This window comes from Streptomyces sp. NPDC001401 (genome assembly GCF_042895385.1).
Classification (GTDB): domain Bacteria; phylum Actinomycetota; class Actinomycetes; order Streptomycetales; family Streptomycetaceae; genus Streptomyces.
Window position 1 is genome coordinate 672,978 of sequence record NZ_JBIAWI010000003.1, and the last position, 15,882, is coordinate 688,859.

Below are 15,882 nucleotides of genomic sequence, written 5' to 3' on the forward strand. Positions count from 1 at the left end.
GCAACCGGCGGAGCCTAGAGCGGCGGATACGCATTCTGCATCAGCTGCTGGAACTGCGCAGAGAACCAGTGCCCGGACAGCGGAGCGTTCGGCAGCGCGCCCGACATGCTGTTGCCGTTGCGGGCGTTGCCCGTGTACGTCGGGTCGCACATGCGGTCGAAGCCCTTGTTCTCGTCGTTCGGGATGGCAGAGCTCGAGCCGTCGGATTCGCCCGGCGGCTTCATCCACACATACGCGTCGATCCCGGTCGCCGGGCTGGCCTGCGGACGCTCACCGAGACCGGCCCCGGACTGGTTGCACCAGTTGCCGACGTGGATACGACGGTCGTAGCGGCCGCCGTCGACGTAGGTGTCCACGCTGGTGGTGGCACCCGGACCGGTGGGACGGGCGGTGCCGCCCCAGCCGTTGCGGGAGGTGTCGATCAGCATGCCGATGCCGGAGTTGAAACCGACCGAGACCAGCTCGTTGCGGAAGGCCTGGGCGTACGACAGCTCGTCGACGTAGCGGTTCCAGTCGACCCACTTGGACTGGCGCACGGACGTGCCGTTCACCGTGTCGTTGATGGTGAAGTTGTTCTCCTTCAGGGCGCTGTAGTTCGCCGTGTTGGTGATGAAGCCCTGCACGTCGTCGACGGTCGCGCCCTCACTGGTCGCCGCCTGCTTGAGCACGTTGGCCGAGGGCGCGAAGTTGTCGTCCCAGCCGAGCCAGCCATGGTGGCCGGCGTCGATGTAGTTGTAGACGTTGGGGATCGCGCCGAGCTTGGCCAACGCGTAGCCGACGCCCTTCACGTAGTTGCCGTTGGCGAGCATGGTGTCGCACGCGGCCGTGGCGGTGGCCCGGCTGCCGGTGTTGGTGACCAGGTTGGGCAGCGAGTCGAGCTCGACGGTGGTGACGATCCGTAGCGAGCTGTACTTGCTGTCGGCGAGGATCGCCGCGATCGGGTCGATGAACTGCGTCTTGTACTTGTCGATCTCCGTCGGGCCGAGCTCGCCGTTGGAGGCGAGGGCCGAGCAGTCACGTCCGGGAAGGTCGTAGATCACCAGCTGGACGACCTCCTCGCCGCTGCCCTTCTGCTGCAGGGCAGCGTCGAGGTGGTCGCGCAGGCCCATCCCGCCGTTCACGCCGTTGATCGCGGCGATACGGTCGAGCCAGACGCCGGTGGGCTGGTTGGAGACGCGGCTGCCGCCCGGCTCGGCGGCGGCATGCGCCGACCACTCGGGGTTCACATACACCTTGGCGCCGGTGTACGGGTTGTCGACGCGACTGCCCGTACCGCCACCGCCGCCCCCACCGCCGCCACCGCTGCTCCCGTCATCGACGTTGCAGGTCACACCGTCGAGCGTGAACGCGGCCGGAATCGCATTGGTGCCGCTGTAGGAGGCCTGGAATCCGAAGCTGACCGAACCGCCGGTCGCCAGGCTCCCGTTGTACGTCTCGTTGCCGGCGGTGACGGCGGTCCCGCTCTGGGTGAGCTTGGTGTTCCAGTAGTTGGTGACCTTCTGGTTTCCGGCGTACGACCACTTCACCGACCAACTGCTTTTCGCAGCACTGTTGTTGGTGACTGTCACGGCGGCGGTGAAGCCGGAGCCCCAGTCGTTCTGCACCTTGTAGTCGACGGTGCAGGGGACGGCGGCCGCTGCGACGTCCGAGGGGACGACGGCGGTCGCGGTCCCGGCGGCCGAGGCGACCAGCGCCAGGGCGGCGAGTATCGCTGTTCTGGTACGACTCATGAGTGCGGGTTTCCTTCTCCGATGCGGGAATTACGGGTTGATGGCGCGCAGGTGATCGCGCAGCCCGATGCCGTACGACGTGGGGGTTCCGTCGTAGTTGGAGATGAGCGAGGGGCCGGAGGAGCAGTCCCAGGTGTTCCAGGTCCAGCCGAGGTAGGACAGGCCCCGGTCGTCGAACCACTTCATGACCTGGTCGACGAAGGAGTGCGAGCAGGTGTTCTCGCCGATCTCCCCGGCCACCAGCGGCACTTGGGCCGCCACCGGCGCGAGGGTGGAGTTCCAGCAGCTCTCGCTCGCGCAGGTGTTGAAGTTGTAGACGTGGTAGGCGGCGACGAGATTGCCCGTCGGGTCGGTGGGCCTGTACGTCAGCCACTGGCCGAGGTCGTTGGAGTACGCCAGACCGCCGGCCATGACGACGTTCTTGGCGCCGGTGCCGCGTACCGCGTCGACCATGTCCTGCATCCCGGCGACCTCGTAGCCGATGCCGGGGCAACTGCCGCCGTCCTTCCAGCACTGCCACGCCTGGGTGGAGGTGGAGGTCGCCCGGTCCGGATACGGCTCGTTGAACAGGTCGAACACGACCGCCGGGTCGGCCTTGAAGGTGCTGGCCACCGACGACCAGAACGAGGGCGTGTACTGCATGTCGGGCATCGGCTTCTGGCAGGTGGCGTGCACGTCGGAGCAGCCCGCCGAGTTGCCGGTGTACTGGCCGTAGGTCCAGTGCAGTTCGACGATCGGCGTCATGCCGTGCGCCTCCACCTTGGCCACCAAGTCCTTGACGGCGGCTATGTAGTTGGCGCCCGCGTACTCGGGCTTGATGTCGGAAAGGCCCAGCCAGCACTCCTCGTTGAGCGGGATGCGGACGGCGTTCGCCTTCCAGTCGGCGATCGCCTTGACCGCGGTGTCGTCGACCGGGCCGTCCCAGATGCCGTAGCCCTGCACGCACATGAACTCGCCGCCGGAACGGTTGACGCCGAGCAGCCGGCGGTTCCTGCCGTCGGCGTCCACGAGCTTGTTCCCGGAGACATGCAGGGCGGGTGCCGTACTACTGGCGGGCGGCTCGGTCGGCGTCGGTGACGGCTCCGAATCGACGTTGCACGTGGTCCCGTTGAGCTTGAACGACGTCGGTACGGCATTGGTCCCCGACCAGGACGCGAGGAACCCGGCGCTGACGCTCGCGCCGGTGGCGAGCGAGCCGTTGTAGCTCTCGTTGGCCGCGGTCACCGTCGTACCGGACTGGGACCATTTGGCGTTCCAGCCCTGACTGACCTTCTGGCCGTCTCCGAAGTCGAAGCTGATGCTCCAACTGCTCACGGCCGCCGTGTTGTTGGTGATCCTCACGGCACCCTGGAAGCCCGTGTCCCACTGGCTGGTGACCGAGTACTCCACCGAGCAGGCGGGCGCGGCTCCCTGTGCCGTGAAGACCGGCACGGTCATGGCCCCGACAAGGCCGACCGCCCCGGCGACAACTAAAAGTACTGAACGCGGGGGGTGTCGCATGAGCGACTCCTTGCAGCTCAGGCGCGTCGTGACGGACGCGTCGACTGATGGAATCGCTCCCACTGGTGTCAACGAAGCTAGCGCCAAGTGACAGCAAAGGACAGGGGAGTCACAGAGTTTCGCTGACTTTCCCTCAACTAAAACCCGTCGAATCTTTTCGACTCTTCAAGCACCTTGACCGCCCTCACCCCCGTCCCCACTATGGGAGCGCTCCCACTGGTTCAAGGCTTGTTGCTCCTCCCCCACCTTCGCTCGAGCCGCAAGGAGGAACCAGCACCATGGAACCAAGACGCAGACGCCGTAGGACGCGGCGACTGTGGACCGCCGTCGTGGCGGCCCTCGCGCTCCCGTTCACCATGCTCGGCACGGGCACAACTCCCGCCCATGCGGCGGCACTTCAGTGCAGCGTCGACTACAAGACGAACGACTGGGGCTCCGGCTTCACCGCGGACCTGACCCTCACCAACCGCGGCACGGACGCCATCGACGGCTGGACCCTGACCTACGCCTACAGCGGCAACCAGAAGCTCACGAACGGCTGGAACGGTACCTGGTCGCAGTCCGGCACGGCGATCACCGTGAAGGACGCCGGCTACAACGCGAAGATCGCCGCGGGCGCCGCGGTCTCCACCGGCGCGCAGTTCACCTACAGCGGCACCAACGCCTCCCCCACCGGCTTCGCGATCAACGGCACCACCTGCGCCGGCGCCCACCAGCCGCCGGTCACCGTGCTGACCAGCCCCACCGCGGGCGCGGTCTACACACAGGGCGACGCGGTCCCGCTCGCGGCCACCGCCGCCGCGGCCGACAACGCGACGATCAGCAAGGTCGAGTTCTACGACGACACCACCCTGCTGGGCACGGACACCAGCGCGCCCTACACGCTCTCATCCTCCGGTTTGACCGTGGGCAGTCATTCGCTGGTGGCGAAGGCCTACGACAGCCTGGGCGCGTCCGCGGAGTCGACGCCCGTCGGCATCACGGTCGCATCGGGTCCCGCCGTGGTGGCCTCGCCAACCCAACTGGGCGTCCAGCAGGGCAAGACGGGCACGTACGCGGTGAAGCTGTCCACCCAGCCTTCGGCGAACGTGACCGTGACGACGGCCCGCGCGAGCGGCAACTCCGGGCTGTCGGTGACAGGCGGCGCCTCGCTCACCTTCACACCGTCCAACTGGAGCACGGCCCAGACGGTGACCATCACGGCCGACTCCTCCGGGACCGGCGCGGCCTCCTTCGAGTCGACGGCGACGGGCTTCACCAAGGCGGCGGTCACCGTCACCGAGCTGGCGGCCTCGAAGGCGTACGACGCCCGCTTCCTGGACCTCTACGGCAAGATCACCAACCCGGCGAACGGCTACTTCTCACCCGAGGGCATCCCCTACCACTCGGTCGAGACGCTGATCGTCGAGGCCCCGGACCAGGGCCATGAGACCACGTCGGAGGCCTACAGCTACCTTCTCTGGCTGCAGGCGATGTACGGCAAGGTCACCGGTGACTGGTCCAAGTTCAACGGCGCCTGGGCTCTCATGGAGAAGTACATGATCCCGGCCCACGCCGACCAGCCGACCAACTCCTTCTACAACGCCTCGAAGCCGGCGACGTACGCGCCCGAGCTGGACACCCCGAACGAGTACCCGGCGAAGCTCGACACGTCGGTCCCGGTCGGGTCCGATCCGATCGCTTCGGAGCTCAAGAGCGCCTACGGCACGGACGACGTGTACGGCATGCACTGGCTGCAGGACGTCGACAACGTCTACGGGTACGGCAACGAGCCCGGCAAGTGCGAGGCCGGACCGACGGCCACCGGACCGTCGTACATCAACACCTTCCAGCGCGGCGCGCAGGAGTCGGTGTGGGAGACGGTGCCACAGCCGACCTGCGACGCCTTCAAGTACGGTGGAACGAACGGGTACTTGGACCTGTTCACCGGTGACTCGTCCTACGCCAAGCAGTGGAAGTACACGGACGCCCCGGACGCCGACGCACGTGCGGTGCAGGCCGCGTACTGGGCCGACGTGTGGGCGAAGCAGCAGGGCAAGGGCAGTGACGTCTCCGCGACCGTCGGCAAGGCCGCGAAGATGGGCGACTACCTGCGCTACTCGATGTACGACAAGTACTTCAAGAAGATCGGCAACTGCGTCGGGCCGTCCACGTGTGCGGCCGGCACCGGCAAGGACGCCTCGTCCTATCTGCTGTCCTGGTACTACGCATGGGGCGGCGCGACAGACACCAACGCGGGCTGGGCCTGGCGGATCGGCTCGAGCCACGTACACGGCGGCTACCAGAACCCGCTGGCCGCGTACGCGCTCAGCTCGTACACCGACCTGAAGCCCAAGTCCTCGACGGGAGCGGCGGATTGGGGCACCTCCCTCACCCGGCAGCTGGAGTTCTACCGCTGGCTGCAGTCCAACGAGGGCGCCATCGCGGGCGGTGCCACGAACAGCTGGGCGGGGCGCTACGCCACCCCGCCGTCCGGGACCTCCACCTTCTACGGCATGTACTACGACCAGCAGCCCGTCTACCACGACCCGCCGTCCAACCAGTGGTTCGGCTTCCAGGCGTGGTCGATGGAGCGGGTCGCCGAGTACTACCAGCAGACGGGGAACACGACCGCCAAGGCGATCCTCGACAAGTGGGTCAAGTGGGCGCTGTCCAAGACCACCATCAACCCGGACGGCACCTATCTGATCCCGTCGACACTCCAGTGGTCGGGGCAGCCCGACACCTGGAACGCCTCAAGTCCCGGCTCCAACAGCGGACTTCACGTCACCGTCGCCGACTACACGAACGACGTCGGAGTGGCGGCCGCATTCGCCAAGACGCTGACGTACTACGGCGCCAAGTCCGGTGACTCGACGGCCAAGTCGACGGCGAAGGCACTCCTCGACGGCATGTGGAACAACTACCAGGACAGCCTGGGCATCGCCGTGCCGGAGACCCGCGCCGACTACAACCGCTTCGGCGACAGTGTGTACGTCCCGAGCGGGTGGAGCGGCAAGATGCCGAACGGTGACGTGATCAACTCGTCGTCCACCTTTGCCTCGCTGCGATCGTTCTACAAGAACGATCCGGCCTGGTCGAAGATCCAGAGCTATCTGGCGGGTGGGGCGGCGCCGTCCTTCACGTATCACCGGTTCTGGGCTCAGGCGGACATTGCCTTGGCCATGGGCTCGTATGCGGAGCTTCTCGAATAGTCCCCGCGAAGCGCTCCGCGGGTCGGGCGGTGTTTGGCTGCGGGTCCGTTGTCGTTGCTCGCGCAGTTCCCCGCGCCCCTGAAGGGGCGCTACCGCACCGCCCGGCTCCTCGGAACCGCTTGATGGCTCTGCGTACGTAGGTCCCGGCACCTGACGTCGGGGCCGACCGCCGGGCGGTCCCCACCCGCACTGGGGGCCGCCCGGTGCTCGCGCGTTTCCCTCGAGGAAGGACCCCACCGTGCGAAGAACCCGCATTCTCACGGCTGTGCTGGCCCTCGCGGCCGGCCTGCTCGTGGGCAGTCCGCCCGCGCTCGCCGCGGGCGCACCCAAGGTCGCGCTCGCCGCGGACACGTACACCTGGAAGAACGCCCGGATCGACGGCGGTGGATTCGTTCCCGGGATCGTCTTCAACCGGAGCGAGAAGAATCTGGCCTACGCCCGCACCGACATCGGCGGCGCCTATCGCTGGCAGGAGGCGACGAAGACCTGGACGCCGCTGCTGGACTCGGTCGGCTGGGACGAGTGGGGGCACACCGGTGTCGTCAGTCTGGCCTCCGACTCCGTGGATCCGAACAAGGTGTACGCGGCCGTAGGGACGTACACCAACAGCTGGGACCCGACGAACGGTGCCGTGCTGCGGTCCTCCGACCGCGGCGCCGGCTGGCAGAAGGCGGATCTCCCCTTCAAGCTCGGCGGCAACATGCCGGGGCGGGGCATGGGCGAGCGGCTCGCGATCGACCCGAACAAGGACAGCGTGCTGTATCTGGGTGCGCCGAGCGGCAAGGGGCTGTGGCGGTCGACGGACTCCGGCGTGACCTGGTCGCAGGTGACGAACTTCCCCAACGCCGGTAACTACGTTCAGGATTCAAGCGACACGAGCGGGTACGCGAGCGACAACCAGGGGATCGTCTGGGTCACCTTCGACGAGTCCACCGGCACCTCGGGGAGCGCCACGAAGACCATCTACGTCGGGGTCGCCGACAAGGACAACCCGGTGTATCGGTCCACGGACGCGGGGGCCACCTGGACGCGCCTGGCCGGGCAACCGACCGGCTACCTCGCCCACCAGAGCGTGCTCGACGCCAAGAACGGCTACCTCTACCTCGCCTACAGCGACAAGGGCGGCCCGTACGACGGCGGCAAGGGGCAGCTGTGGCGGTATGCGACGGCGACCGGCACCTGGACGAACATCAGCCCGGTTACGGAGGCCGACACGTACTACGGCTTCAGCGGCCTGACCGTCGACCGACAGCACCCCGGCACGGTCATGACCACCGCCTACAGCTCCTGGTGGCCGGACACGCAGATCTTCCGGTCCACGGACAGCGGCGGCAGCTGGACGAAGGCGTGGGACTACACCTCGTACCCCAACCGCTCGAACCGCTACACGATGGACGTCTCGTCCTCTCCCTGGCTGACCTTCGGCGCGAACCCGTCCCCGCCCGAACAGGCCCCGAAACTGGGCTGGATGACGGAGTCGCTGGAGATCGACCCGTTCAACTCGGACCGCATGATGTACGGGACGGGGGCGACGCTCTACGGCAGCGAGGACCTCACCAAGTGGGACAGCGGAGGCCAGTTCACCGTCAAGCCCATGGTGCAGGGGCTGGAGGAGACGGCCGTCAACGACCTCGCCGCTCCCCCGTCGGGCGGCGCCCAGCTGTTCAGCGCCCTCGGTGACATCGGCGGCTTCCGGCACACGGACCTGACCAAGGTCCCCTCGATGATGTTCACCTCGCCTACCTTCACCACGACGACCGGTCTGGACTTCGCGGAGGCCGACCCGAACACGGTCGTGCGGGTCGGCAACCTCGACTCGGGTCCGCACATCGCGTTCTCGACGGACAACGGGGCCAACTGGTTCGCGGGGACGGACCCTTCGGGTGTGTCGGGCGGCGGGACGGTGGCCGCGGCCTCGGACGGCAGCCGGTTCGTGTGGAGCCCGGCGGGCACCGGCGTGCAGTACACGACCGGCTTCGGGACTTCCTGGTCCGCGTCGAGCGGTATCCCGGCGGGCGCGACGGTCGAGGCCGACCGCGTCGACGCGAAGACCTTCTACGGCTTCAAGTCCGGGAAGTTCTACGTCAGTTCGGACGGCGGCGCGACCTTCACCGCGTCCTCGGCCACCGGCCTCCCCGGCGGCGACAGCGTGCGCTTCAAGGCGCTGCCCGGCGCGAAGGGTGACGTCTGGCTCGCGGGCGGCGCTTCCGACGGAGCGTACGGCCTGTGGCACTCCACCGACAGCGGGGCGAGCTTCACCAAGCTGTCCGGCGTCGAGCAGGCCGACACCATCGGCTTCGGCAAGGCGGCGACGGGGGCCTCCTACCAGACCCTCTACACCAGCGCGAAGATCGGCGGCGTACGCGGCATCTTCCGCTCGACCGACAAGGGAGCGACCTGGACCCGCATCAACGACGACGCCCACCAGTGGGGCTGGACGGGCGGGGCGATCACCGGTGACCCGCGTGTCTACGGACGGGTGTACGTCTCCACCAACGGCCGGGGTGTCGTCTACGGCGACACCTCCGACACTGGCGGAGGTGGCGGCAACGGCGGCGGCGGCGGCACGGACCCGACGCCGAACGGTGCCTGCACGGTCACCTACAAGGTCACCAACCAGTGGTCGGGCGGCTTCCAGGCCGACGTACAGCTCACCAATACGGGCTCGACCGCCTGGAGCAGCTGGTCACTCGGCTGGACCTTCGCGGACGGCCAGAAGGTCACCCAGCTGTGGAACGCCGACTACACCCAGTCGGGCACGGCGGTGACGGCGAAGAACGTGAGCTGGAACGGCACGGTGGCGGCCGGTTCGTCCGTGGACTTCGGCTTCACGGGGAGCTGGTCAGGGGCGAACACCCAACCGGCCTCGTTCAAGCTGGGTGACCGGACCTGCACGGTCGCCTGACTGGGCCGAACGGTTGCCGCGAGTGATCCTCGAGTTGCGGAGCGCAGAGGGCCACCTGAATCTGATTGAACCTGATCAAGGAAGGTCCGGTCCCCACATGCCCGTCGAAAGGACAGTGATGTCGCAGCGCACACGCAAACCGACCCGCTCCCGCGTCGCGGCGGTCCTCGCCGCTCCCGTAATCGCCCTGGCTTTCATGGCGCCGAGCGCCTCAGCGGCCCCGGCGCCCGCCAAGTGCGAAGGAACCATCCACATCTCCCTTCTGGGCCACCAGACATGCGTCTCCTCCAAGGGCGACAACGGCGACCACCATGACGTGCTCTCGGGCCTTCTGGGCGTCGTGACCGGCCTCGTGGGCGGCCTGCTGGGTGGCGTCCTGGGCGGCTGAAGCCGACCCGGCAAGGTGAGGCGGTCGCCCGCGGTCGGCGGGCGACCGCCTCTGTGTCATGGGGTGCGGACCGTCGGCCGCGGCGCCGTCGCCATCCCGTCGCCGATGAAGAAGCTCGGATGCGGCGGCTGGTTGTAGGCAGTATTTTGCGAGGCCAGAGCCGTGCGGTACTGCGTGTCGTGCAGCAAGGTCGTGATCTTCGTGCTCGTTTCGTACGGCGTGGAGTAGATGCGCAGGGCCGTGTTGTCGGTCGTCGGCCAGACGACCTCCTCGCGCCAGTCGCCGAGGATGTCGCCCGACAGGGACGGCGTCGCCTTGGTGCTGTTGTTGGAGTGGACGCCGGAGCCGGTCAGCAGACGGGTGTCCGACGAGGTGCCGTACTTGTCGATATGGGTGTCGTCGAGGAGCTCGCGGACCGGGTCGCCGTCCCACCAGGACAGGAAGTTGATGCTGGAGGGCTTGCGGCTCGCGACCACGGTGCCCTTAGGGTCCCGTACGCCGTCCGCGTGGGAGGACCACGACTCGGCGCCCGCGCTGCCGGCCCAGATGTCCCCCGAGACGCCCCGGCCGTTGTCGCCGTCGGCGGGCGTGGACCAGATGATCTGCCCGGTCTTCGCGTCCGCCATCCAGGACGCGGGCTTGGAGCCGTCCTCGTCGACCTTGAACTCCTCCAGGCCGGGGCGGGACGGGTCGAGGTCACCCACGTGCATGGCGTCGCCATGGCCGTTCCTGGTGGTCCACAGGCCGCTGCCGTTGTCGTCGACGGCCATCGAGCCGTACACGATCTCGTCCTTGCCGTCGCCGTCGACGTCGGCCACCGACAGCTGGTGGTTGCCCTGACCGTCGTACCCCTTGCCCGAGTTGGTCGAGGAGTTGGTGTCGAAGGTCCAGCGGCGGGTGAAGGCACCGCCGCGCCAGTCCCAGGCGGCGATCACCGTTCGGGTGTAGTAGCCGCGGGCCATGATGAGCGACGGGCGGGAGCCGTCCAGGTACGCCGTGCCCGCGAGGAAGCGGTCCACCCGGTTGCCGTACGAGTCGCCCCACGAGGACACCGTGCCGCGCGCCGGGACGTAGTCGACGGTCTGCATCGCCTTGCCGGTCCGGCCGTTGAACATGGTCAGGTACTCCGGGCCGGAGAGCACGTAGCCGCTGGAGTTGCGGTAGTCGGCGAAGGAGCTCCCGATCACGGTCCCCGTCCCGTCGACGGTGCCGTCCGCCGTCTTCATCGCGACCTCGGCCTCGCCGTCACCGTCGTAGTCGTACACCTGGAACTGCGTGTAGTGCGCGCCGGAGCGGATGTTGCGGCCCAGGTCGATGCGCCACAGCCGGGTGCCGTCGAGCTTGATGCCGTCGATGAACGTGTCACCCGTGTAGCCGGACTGGGAGTTGTCCTTGGCGTTCGTCGGCTGCCACTTGAGGACGAAGTCGAGCCGGCCGTCGCCGTCCAGGTCTCCGACTGAGGCGTCGTTGGCCGTGTAGGTGTAGGCGACTCCGTCGGGGGTGGTGCCGCCTGCCGGTGGGGTGATCGGCACGTCCTTGTAGCCGGACCGGAACTGGATGGCGTGCTCCGAGTCGCCCTGCTCGACGCCGTTCACAATGGCCCGGACGGTGTAGTCGGCCGAGCTGGGCGCGCCCGAATGGAAGAAGTTCGTGGAGCCGGTGACCGGGGTCGAGTTGACCTTCGTACCGGCGCGGTAGACGTTGAAGGAGGCGGTGTCCGGGTCTGTGCCCAGCCAGCGCCAGCTGACCAGGTTGCCGCTGTCGGTGTGGACGCTGACCAGGCCGCGGTCGAGCTCTTCGACCATGGGGGTCCCCCCGCTCGAGCGAAGCCGAGAGTGGGGGAGGGCGGTGGCGGCCTGGGCTGTTCCGGCGTTAAGCGCGGTAAGTCCGGCGGCGATGAGGGCCGCCGCCCCTGTCACCGCCGAGAGGAGGACTCGGCGTCTGCGGTGCCTGTGCGGGTGCTGCACGTGACGAACCTCCAGAGAGGACGGACGGGTTCCGACCCCTCAGTCGCCGCCGCTTTGCGCCAAGTTTCCGTACCTTTCGGCCAGTTGGGCCACGGTGCGGGCGAGGCGCTCGCGCAGTTCGGGCGGCTGAAGCACCTCGATGTCCGTGCCCAGGCGCAGGAACTCGCCGTGGGCGTGCTCGACGGACTCGATGGGGATCTTGGCCAGGGTCCAACCGTCGTCGCCCGTACGGCTGTCGACCGCCCTCGGCAGCCTTACGCCCGGCGCCAGCTTGACCAGAGCCTCGCCGCGGTACAGCCGGTCGTGGAAGTCGCGCTGGTACGCCGTCCAGTAGGCGGCCAGGTCGAAGCCGTCTGGGCGGGTGAACTCCTCGTCGGAGGTGGCGAGTTGGAGGATCTGGTCGACACGGAAGGTGCGGGGGCCCGGGCCCGCGACGACGTACCAGCGGCCGGCCTTCAACACCAGACCGTACGGCTCCAGGCGGCGCTCCACGTCGGTGGGTTCGGCCCAGCGGCGGTACAGGACGTGCAGCACGCGGCTGTTCCACACCGCGTCGGCCACGGCCGGAAGATACGGCGCCTCCTCGGCGTCGGCGTACCAGCCGGGGGCGTCCAGATGGAAGCGGCCGCTGATCCGGTCGGCGTGCGCGCGCAGCTCCGGCGGCAGGGCGGCGCGGACCTTGAGCTGGGCGGCGGCGAGCACCGAGCCGAGGCCCAACTCCGCGGCCGGGCCGGGGGCGCCGGCGAGGAAGAGGGCCTCGGCCTCGTCGGCGGTGAGGCCGGTCAGGCGGGTGCGGTAGCCGTCGAGCAGGCGGTAGCCGCCGGCGTGGCCCGCGTCGCCGTACAGCGGGACGCCCGCCGCGCTCAGCGCCTCGACGTCCCGGTAGACCGTGCGGACCGAGACCTCCAGCTCCTCGGCGAGCTGGGCGGCGGTCATCCGGCCCCGGGTCTGGAGCAGGAGGAGGATCGAGACGAGTCGGCTGGACTTCACTGACACATGGTGTCAGTGAAGTCGGCCTAGCGTCTCGCCATGGCCTTCACGGAGAAACCACGCTTCAGGGAGAAACTGCTGACCGTGCCGCCGCCGATCGAGGTGGCGGGACGGCGCATCAAGCGTTACCACGTCACCGCCGACCCGGCGGGCATCGCACCCGCCGTCGAGAAGGCGGCGTACGGGATCCTGCCGGAGCTGCTGCCGGAGCCGGACGGCACTCCGCCCGCGACGTTCGTCGTCGTTCACAGGGGAAACGACGACGGCGCGTACATCAACGCCTACAGCTGGGTGTGGGACAACGTCCTGCACTACGCGAACGCGGCGGCGGGCCAGCCGATGACCGGCTGCCCGGACCGCGACCCCACTCACTTCATCAGGCCCCAACTGCCCTGGATCGGCTGCGTCTTCGAGCTGCCGCCGATCCTGCACGAACGGGACGCCTGGGTACGGCACGTGCTCACGCCCGAAGTCCCGGACGTGGACGCCTACTTGGCCGACTCCCTGCCCGAAGGAACCACTGGAGACCGCTCATGAGCAGCCCGCACGACTTCGACTTCTTCCACGGCGAGTGGGAGGTCGTGAACCGCCGCCGCACCGACTTTCTCGACCCGGACAGCGACTGGGTGGAGTTCCCGGCCACGAACCGCTGCTGGCCGCTGTTCGACGGGGCGGCGAACGTCGACGAGATCGACATGCCGTATCTGGGAGCCAAGGGTGCGACCCTGCGGCTCTTCGACCGGGAGACCGAGGAGTGGTCGCTGAACTGGGCCGCCAGCCGCAGCGGAAAGCTGTTCCCGCCGGTCGTCGGGCGGTTCGACGGCGACGACACCCACGAGGGGAAGGACGTGCGAGTGCGGTTCGTGTGGGCGGACATGTCCGCTGCCTCCGCCCACTGGGAACAGGCGTTCTCCCTCGACGGCAGCGGAACCTGGCTGACCAACTGGACCATGGACTTCAGTCGGCCGAAGGCTGCCTAGTCGACCGCCGGCTTCCTGAAGGCCCGGAGGCTGAACTCCGGGTCGGCGCGCGGTCGTTCCTGGTCGGGCAGCGCCTCCAGGCCTGACACGAACCGTTCGGTGAGCGGGGCGCCGGGCGGCAGCTGGGTGAACCAGCCGCGCCGCAGATCGGCGGCGGTGCGGCGGGGGCTGCGGCCCTGACCGCGGCCCGGGAAACGGGCCTGCCCGGCCGGATGCAGGCGGTGCGCGGCGGCGTACGACTCCACGAGCGGGGCGGCGTCCGGGGCCGGGCGGCGCGGGCGCGGGGCGAGGACGGCGTCGATGTCGCTGCCGACGTCGTGTGCGGCGGCCTTGTCGACGGTGGTGACATACACGCCGCCGGGGCGCAGGACCCGGGCGCACTCGGCGACGACGGCGCGGACGTCCTCGGGTTCGTCGAGGAGGTGCAGCAGCCAGACGCTGGTGACGGCGTCGAACGTCCCGTCGCGGAACGGCAGCCGTCGGCTGTCGGCCAGGAGGACGGAGCCGGGCAGGCGTCCGGCGGCCATCCGGGCCATGCCGTACGTCAGGTCGGCGCCCGTCACCCGGGTGGCGGGCCGCGCGGCCGCGAGCCGTCTGGTGACGATGCCGGTGCCGCAGGCGACGTCCAGGAGCCGCTCGGTGCCGGCCGGGATCAGGCCCAGCAGGGCGTCCGCGGCGGCCTCGGCCCTGGGCTCGCCGCCGCGTGTGGCGTCGTAGGCGGCGGCTTCCTTGTCGTAATCGAGCACACGGGTCAGTGTGCCCCGTGTGCCTGTGCCAGATCCTCGACCTTGCGCGCGAGCGCGAAGTCCAGCTCGGTGACGGCTCCGCCCACACTGTGCGTGTTCACGGACAGGGACACCGTGTTGTAGCCGAGGGTGAGGTCGGAGTGGTGGTCGAGCTCGTCCTGGACCTGGGCGATGTGGATGACCATCGCGGTGGCCGCGAAGTGCGAGCCGAGCCGGTAGGAGCGGGTGAGCCGGTCCTCCTCGACCGACCAGCCCGGCAGCTCGGCCAGTCGGTCCTCGATCTCCTTCTGGGACAGGGGTTCGACGGGCATGGCTCGCTCCTTCGGAGAGGCGGGGGTTCCTCTTCAGCGTGCCACAGCTGTGCCGTCGAAGCCCTGGTCAGAACCGGTCCCAGAAGGTCAGTCGTGGAGTATTTCGGCCGCCAGGTCGTCCGCCAGCGCGGCGATCCGGGCACGGCCCTCGACCTGCTCTACCCAGGCGTGCGGCAGGCCGACATCGCCGTGCAGCGTGCCGAGCAGGTTGCCGCAGATGGAGCCGGTGGAATCGCTGTCGCCGGAGTGGTTGACGGACAGCAGCAGGGCTTCCCGCACGTCCCACTCGGCCAGTGCGCAGTAGACACCGATGGCGAGGGCCTGCTCGGCGACCCAGCCGGCGCCGAGGGACTCGACCTTCCAGGCCGCCGGCGATCCCTGCGCAGCCAGTTCGAGGGCTCCTTCGAGGGCGGCCGTCGTCTCCTCGTGGCCCGGGTGACGGGCGAGCAGCCGGAGCGTGAGCACCACCGCGCTCTCCAGCGAGACGCCGGCGACCAGGTGCGACACGATCGCGGCCAGCGCGCCCGCCGCGTAGTAGCCGGTGGGGTGGCCGTGGGTGATCTGCGCGCCGCGGGCTGCCATCGCGAAGGCCCCGTCAGCGGAGTTGACCAGGCCGAAGGGGGCCGAGCGCATCACCGTGCCGCAGCCCTTGGAGTCCGGGTTGACCTGCCCCGGCTTCCCGTCCAGCTTGAGCATCGGGTCGGGGGAGTACCCCTGGGCGACCCCGGAGAGGCAGGCGTTGCCGGGTGCGCGGCGGGCGTACAGCCAGGGCTCGCTGATCAGCCCGCCCGTGGGGGTGCCCTGCTCCGGGCCCGGCTTCGACTGGGTCTCCAGCCAGCGCTCGTACGCCTGGCGCAGCATCTGTGCCCAGGCGCCGCCGATCCCCCTCTCCCGCTCCCGGGCGTGCGCCGGGATCAGGGCCTCGACGGTGAACAGGGTCATCTGTGTGTCGTCGCTGATCAGGCCGGTCAGGCCGAGGTCTCCGGGTACGAGCCCGGTCACCCCGCGCTCGCCGAAGCGACTGCGGATCCTGTCGAGGGAGGCGAACTCCACGGGGTAACCGAGGGCGTCGCCGACTGCCCCGCCCAGCAGGCAACCGCGCACACGGGCGCGGTACACCGCTGCGGTCTCCAACGTCGGCCTCGACGGCGGCCAGGTCATAAGGTGCGCT

Annotated in this window: 12 protein-coding genes; 5 read left to right on the top strand and 7 right to left on the bottom strand. The window is 69.0% G+C overall.

The genetic code is table 11. The features are described from left to right. Positions 1 to 14: 14 nt before the first annotated feature. Together ACFY10_RS15015 and ACFY10_RS15020 are read right to left on the bottom strand one after the other, a co-directional pair. Positions 15 to 1,730 (bottom strand): glycoside hydrolase family 6 protein, encoded by a 1,716-nt coding sequence (locus ACFY10_RS15015; RefSeq protein WP_390665502.1) that lies wholly within the window; start codon positions 1,728 to 1,730, stop codon positions 15 to 17. A 30-nt stretch (positions 1,731 to 1,760) separates the two neighbouring features. Beyond that, on the bottom strand, positions 1,761 to 3,167 hold the full coding sequence (locus ACFY10_RS15020) for a cellulase family glycosylhydrolase (protein ID WP_390665503.1): 1,407 nt from the start codon (positions 3,165 to 3,167) through the stop codon (positions 1,761 to 1,763). Positions 3,168 to 3,508: 341 nt separating this feature from the next. On the opposite strand from ACFY10_RS15020, the gene ACFY10_RS15025 reads away from it, so the two are divergent. The 3 genes from ACFY10_RS15025 to ACFY10_RS15035 all read left to right on the top strand — a co-directional run bounded on the left by ACFY10_RS15025 (position 3,509) and on the right by ACFY10_RS15035 (position 9,717). Continuing rightward, positions 3,509 to 6,424, top strand: coding sequence for a glycoside hydrolase family 48 protein (locus ACFY10_RS15025; RefSeq protein ID WP_390665504.1), 2,916 nt, complete (start codon positions 3,509 to 3,511; stop codon positions 6,422 to 6,424). Between the two features lie 238 nt (positions 6,425 to 6,662). Further along, positions 6,663 to 9,329: a cellulose binding domain-containing protein gene (locus ACFY10_RS15030; RefSeq protein ID WP_390665505.1), complete on the top strand. Its 2,667-nt coding sequence runs from the start codon at positions 6,663 to 6,665 to the stop codon at positions 9,327 to 9,329. 118 nt (positions 9,330 to 9,447) lie between these two features. After that, on the top strand, positions 9,448 to 9,717 hold the full coding sequence (locus ACFY10_RS15035) for a hypothetical protein (protein WP_390665506.1): 270 nt from the start codon (positions 9,448 to 9,450) through the stop codon (positions 9,715 to 9,717). A 56-nt stretch (positions 9,718 to 9,773) separates the two neighbouring features. Here ACFY10_RS15035 and ACFY10_RS15040 read toward each other — a convergent pair whose 3' ends face one another. Both ACFY10_RS15040 and ACFY10_RS15045 read right to left on the bottom strand, forming a co-directional pair. Continuing rightward, complete coding sequence (locus ACFY10_RS15040; protein ID WP_390665507.1) at positions 9,774 to 11,684, bottom strand: rhamnogalacturonan lyase; 1,911 nt, start codon at positions 11,682 to 11,684, stop codon at positions 9,774 to 9,776. A 39-nt stretch (positions 11,685 to 11,723) separates the two neighbouring features. Continuing rightward, complete coding sequence (locus ACFY10_RS15045) at positions 11,724 to 12,674, bottom strand: helix-turn-helix transcriptional regulator (RefSeq protein WP_390665508.1); 951 nt, start codon at positions 12,672 to 12,674, stop codon at positions 11,724 to 11,726. A 39-nt stretch (positions 12,675 to 12,713) separates the two neighbouring features. Between ACFY10_RS15045 and ACFY10_RS15050 the strand changes: the two genes are divergently transcribed. Continuing rightward, positions 12,714 to 13,211: a hypothetical protein gene (locus ACFY10_RS15050; protein ID WP_390665509.1), complete on the top strand. Its 498-nt coding sequence runs from the start codon at positions 12,714 to 12,716 to the stop codon at positions 13,209 to 13,211. Then, on the top strand, positions 13,208 to 13,654 hold the full coding sequence (locus ACFY10_RS15055; protein ID WP_390665510.1) for a hypothetical protein: 447 nt from the start codon (positions 13,208 to 13,210) through the stop codon (positions 13,652 to 13,654). The genes ACFY10_RS15050 and ACFY10_RS15055 overlap by 4 nt, the downstream gene beginning before the upstream one ends. On the opposite strand, the gene ACFY10_RS15060 is transcribed toward ACFY10_RS15055, so the two are convergent. The 3 genes from ACFY10_RS15060 to ACFY10_RS15070 all read right to left on the bottom strand — a co-directional run bounded on the left by ACFY10_RS15060 (position 13,651) and on the right by ACFY10_RS15070 (position 15,872). Continuing rightward, a complete protein-coding gene (locus ACFY10_RS15060) occupies positions 13,651 to 14,400 on the bottom strand; it encodes a methyltransferase domain-containing protein (RefSeq protein WP_390665511.1) in 750 nt (249 codons plus the stop codon). The genes ACFY10_RS15055 and ACFY10_RS15060 overlap by 4 nt on opposite strands. Positions 14,401 to 14,405: 5 nt before the next feature. Continuing rightward, positions 14,406 to 14,711, bottom strand: a complete 306-nt coding sequence (locus ACFY10_RS15065; RefSeq protein WP_390665512.1) for a 4a-hydroxytetrahydrobiopterin dehydratase — start codon at positions 14,709 to 14,711, stop codon at positions 14,406 to 14,408. An 87-nt stretch (positions 14,712 to 14,798) separates the two neighbouring features. Beyond that, positions 14,799 to 15,872 carry an ADP-ribosylglycohydrolase family protein gene (locus ACFY10_RS15070; protein ID WP_390665513.1) on the bottom strand — a complete coding sequence of 358 codons (1,074 nt, stop codon included), beginning with the start codon at positions 15,870 to 15,872 and terminating at the stop codon, positions 14,799 to 14,801. Between the last annotated feature and the right edge of the window lie 10 nt (positions 15,873 to 15,882).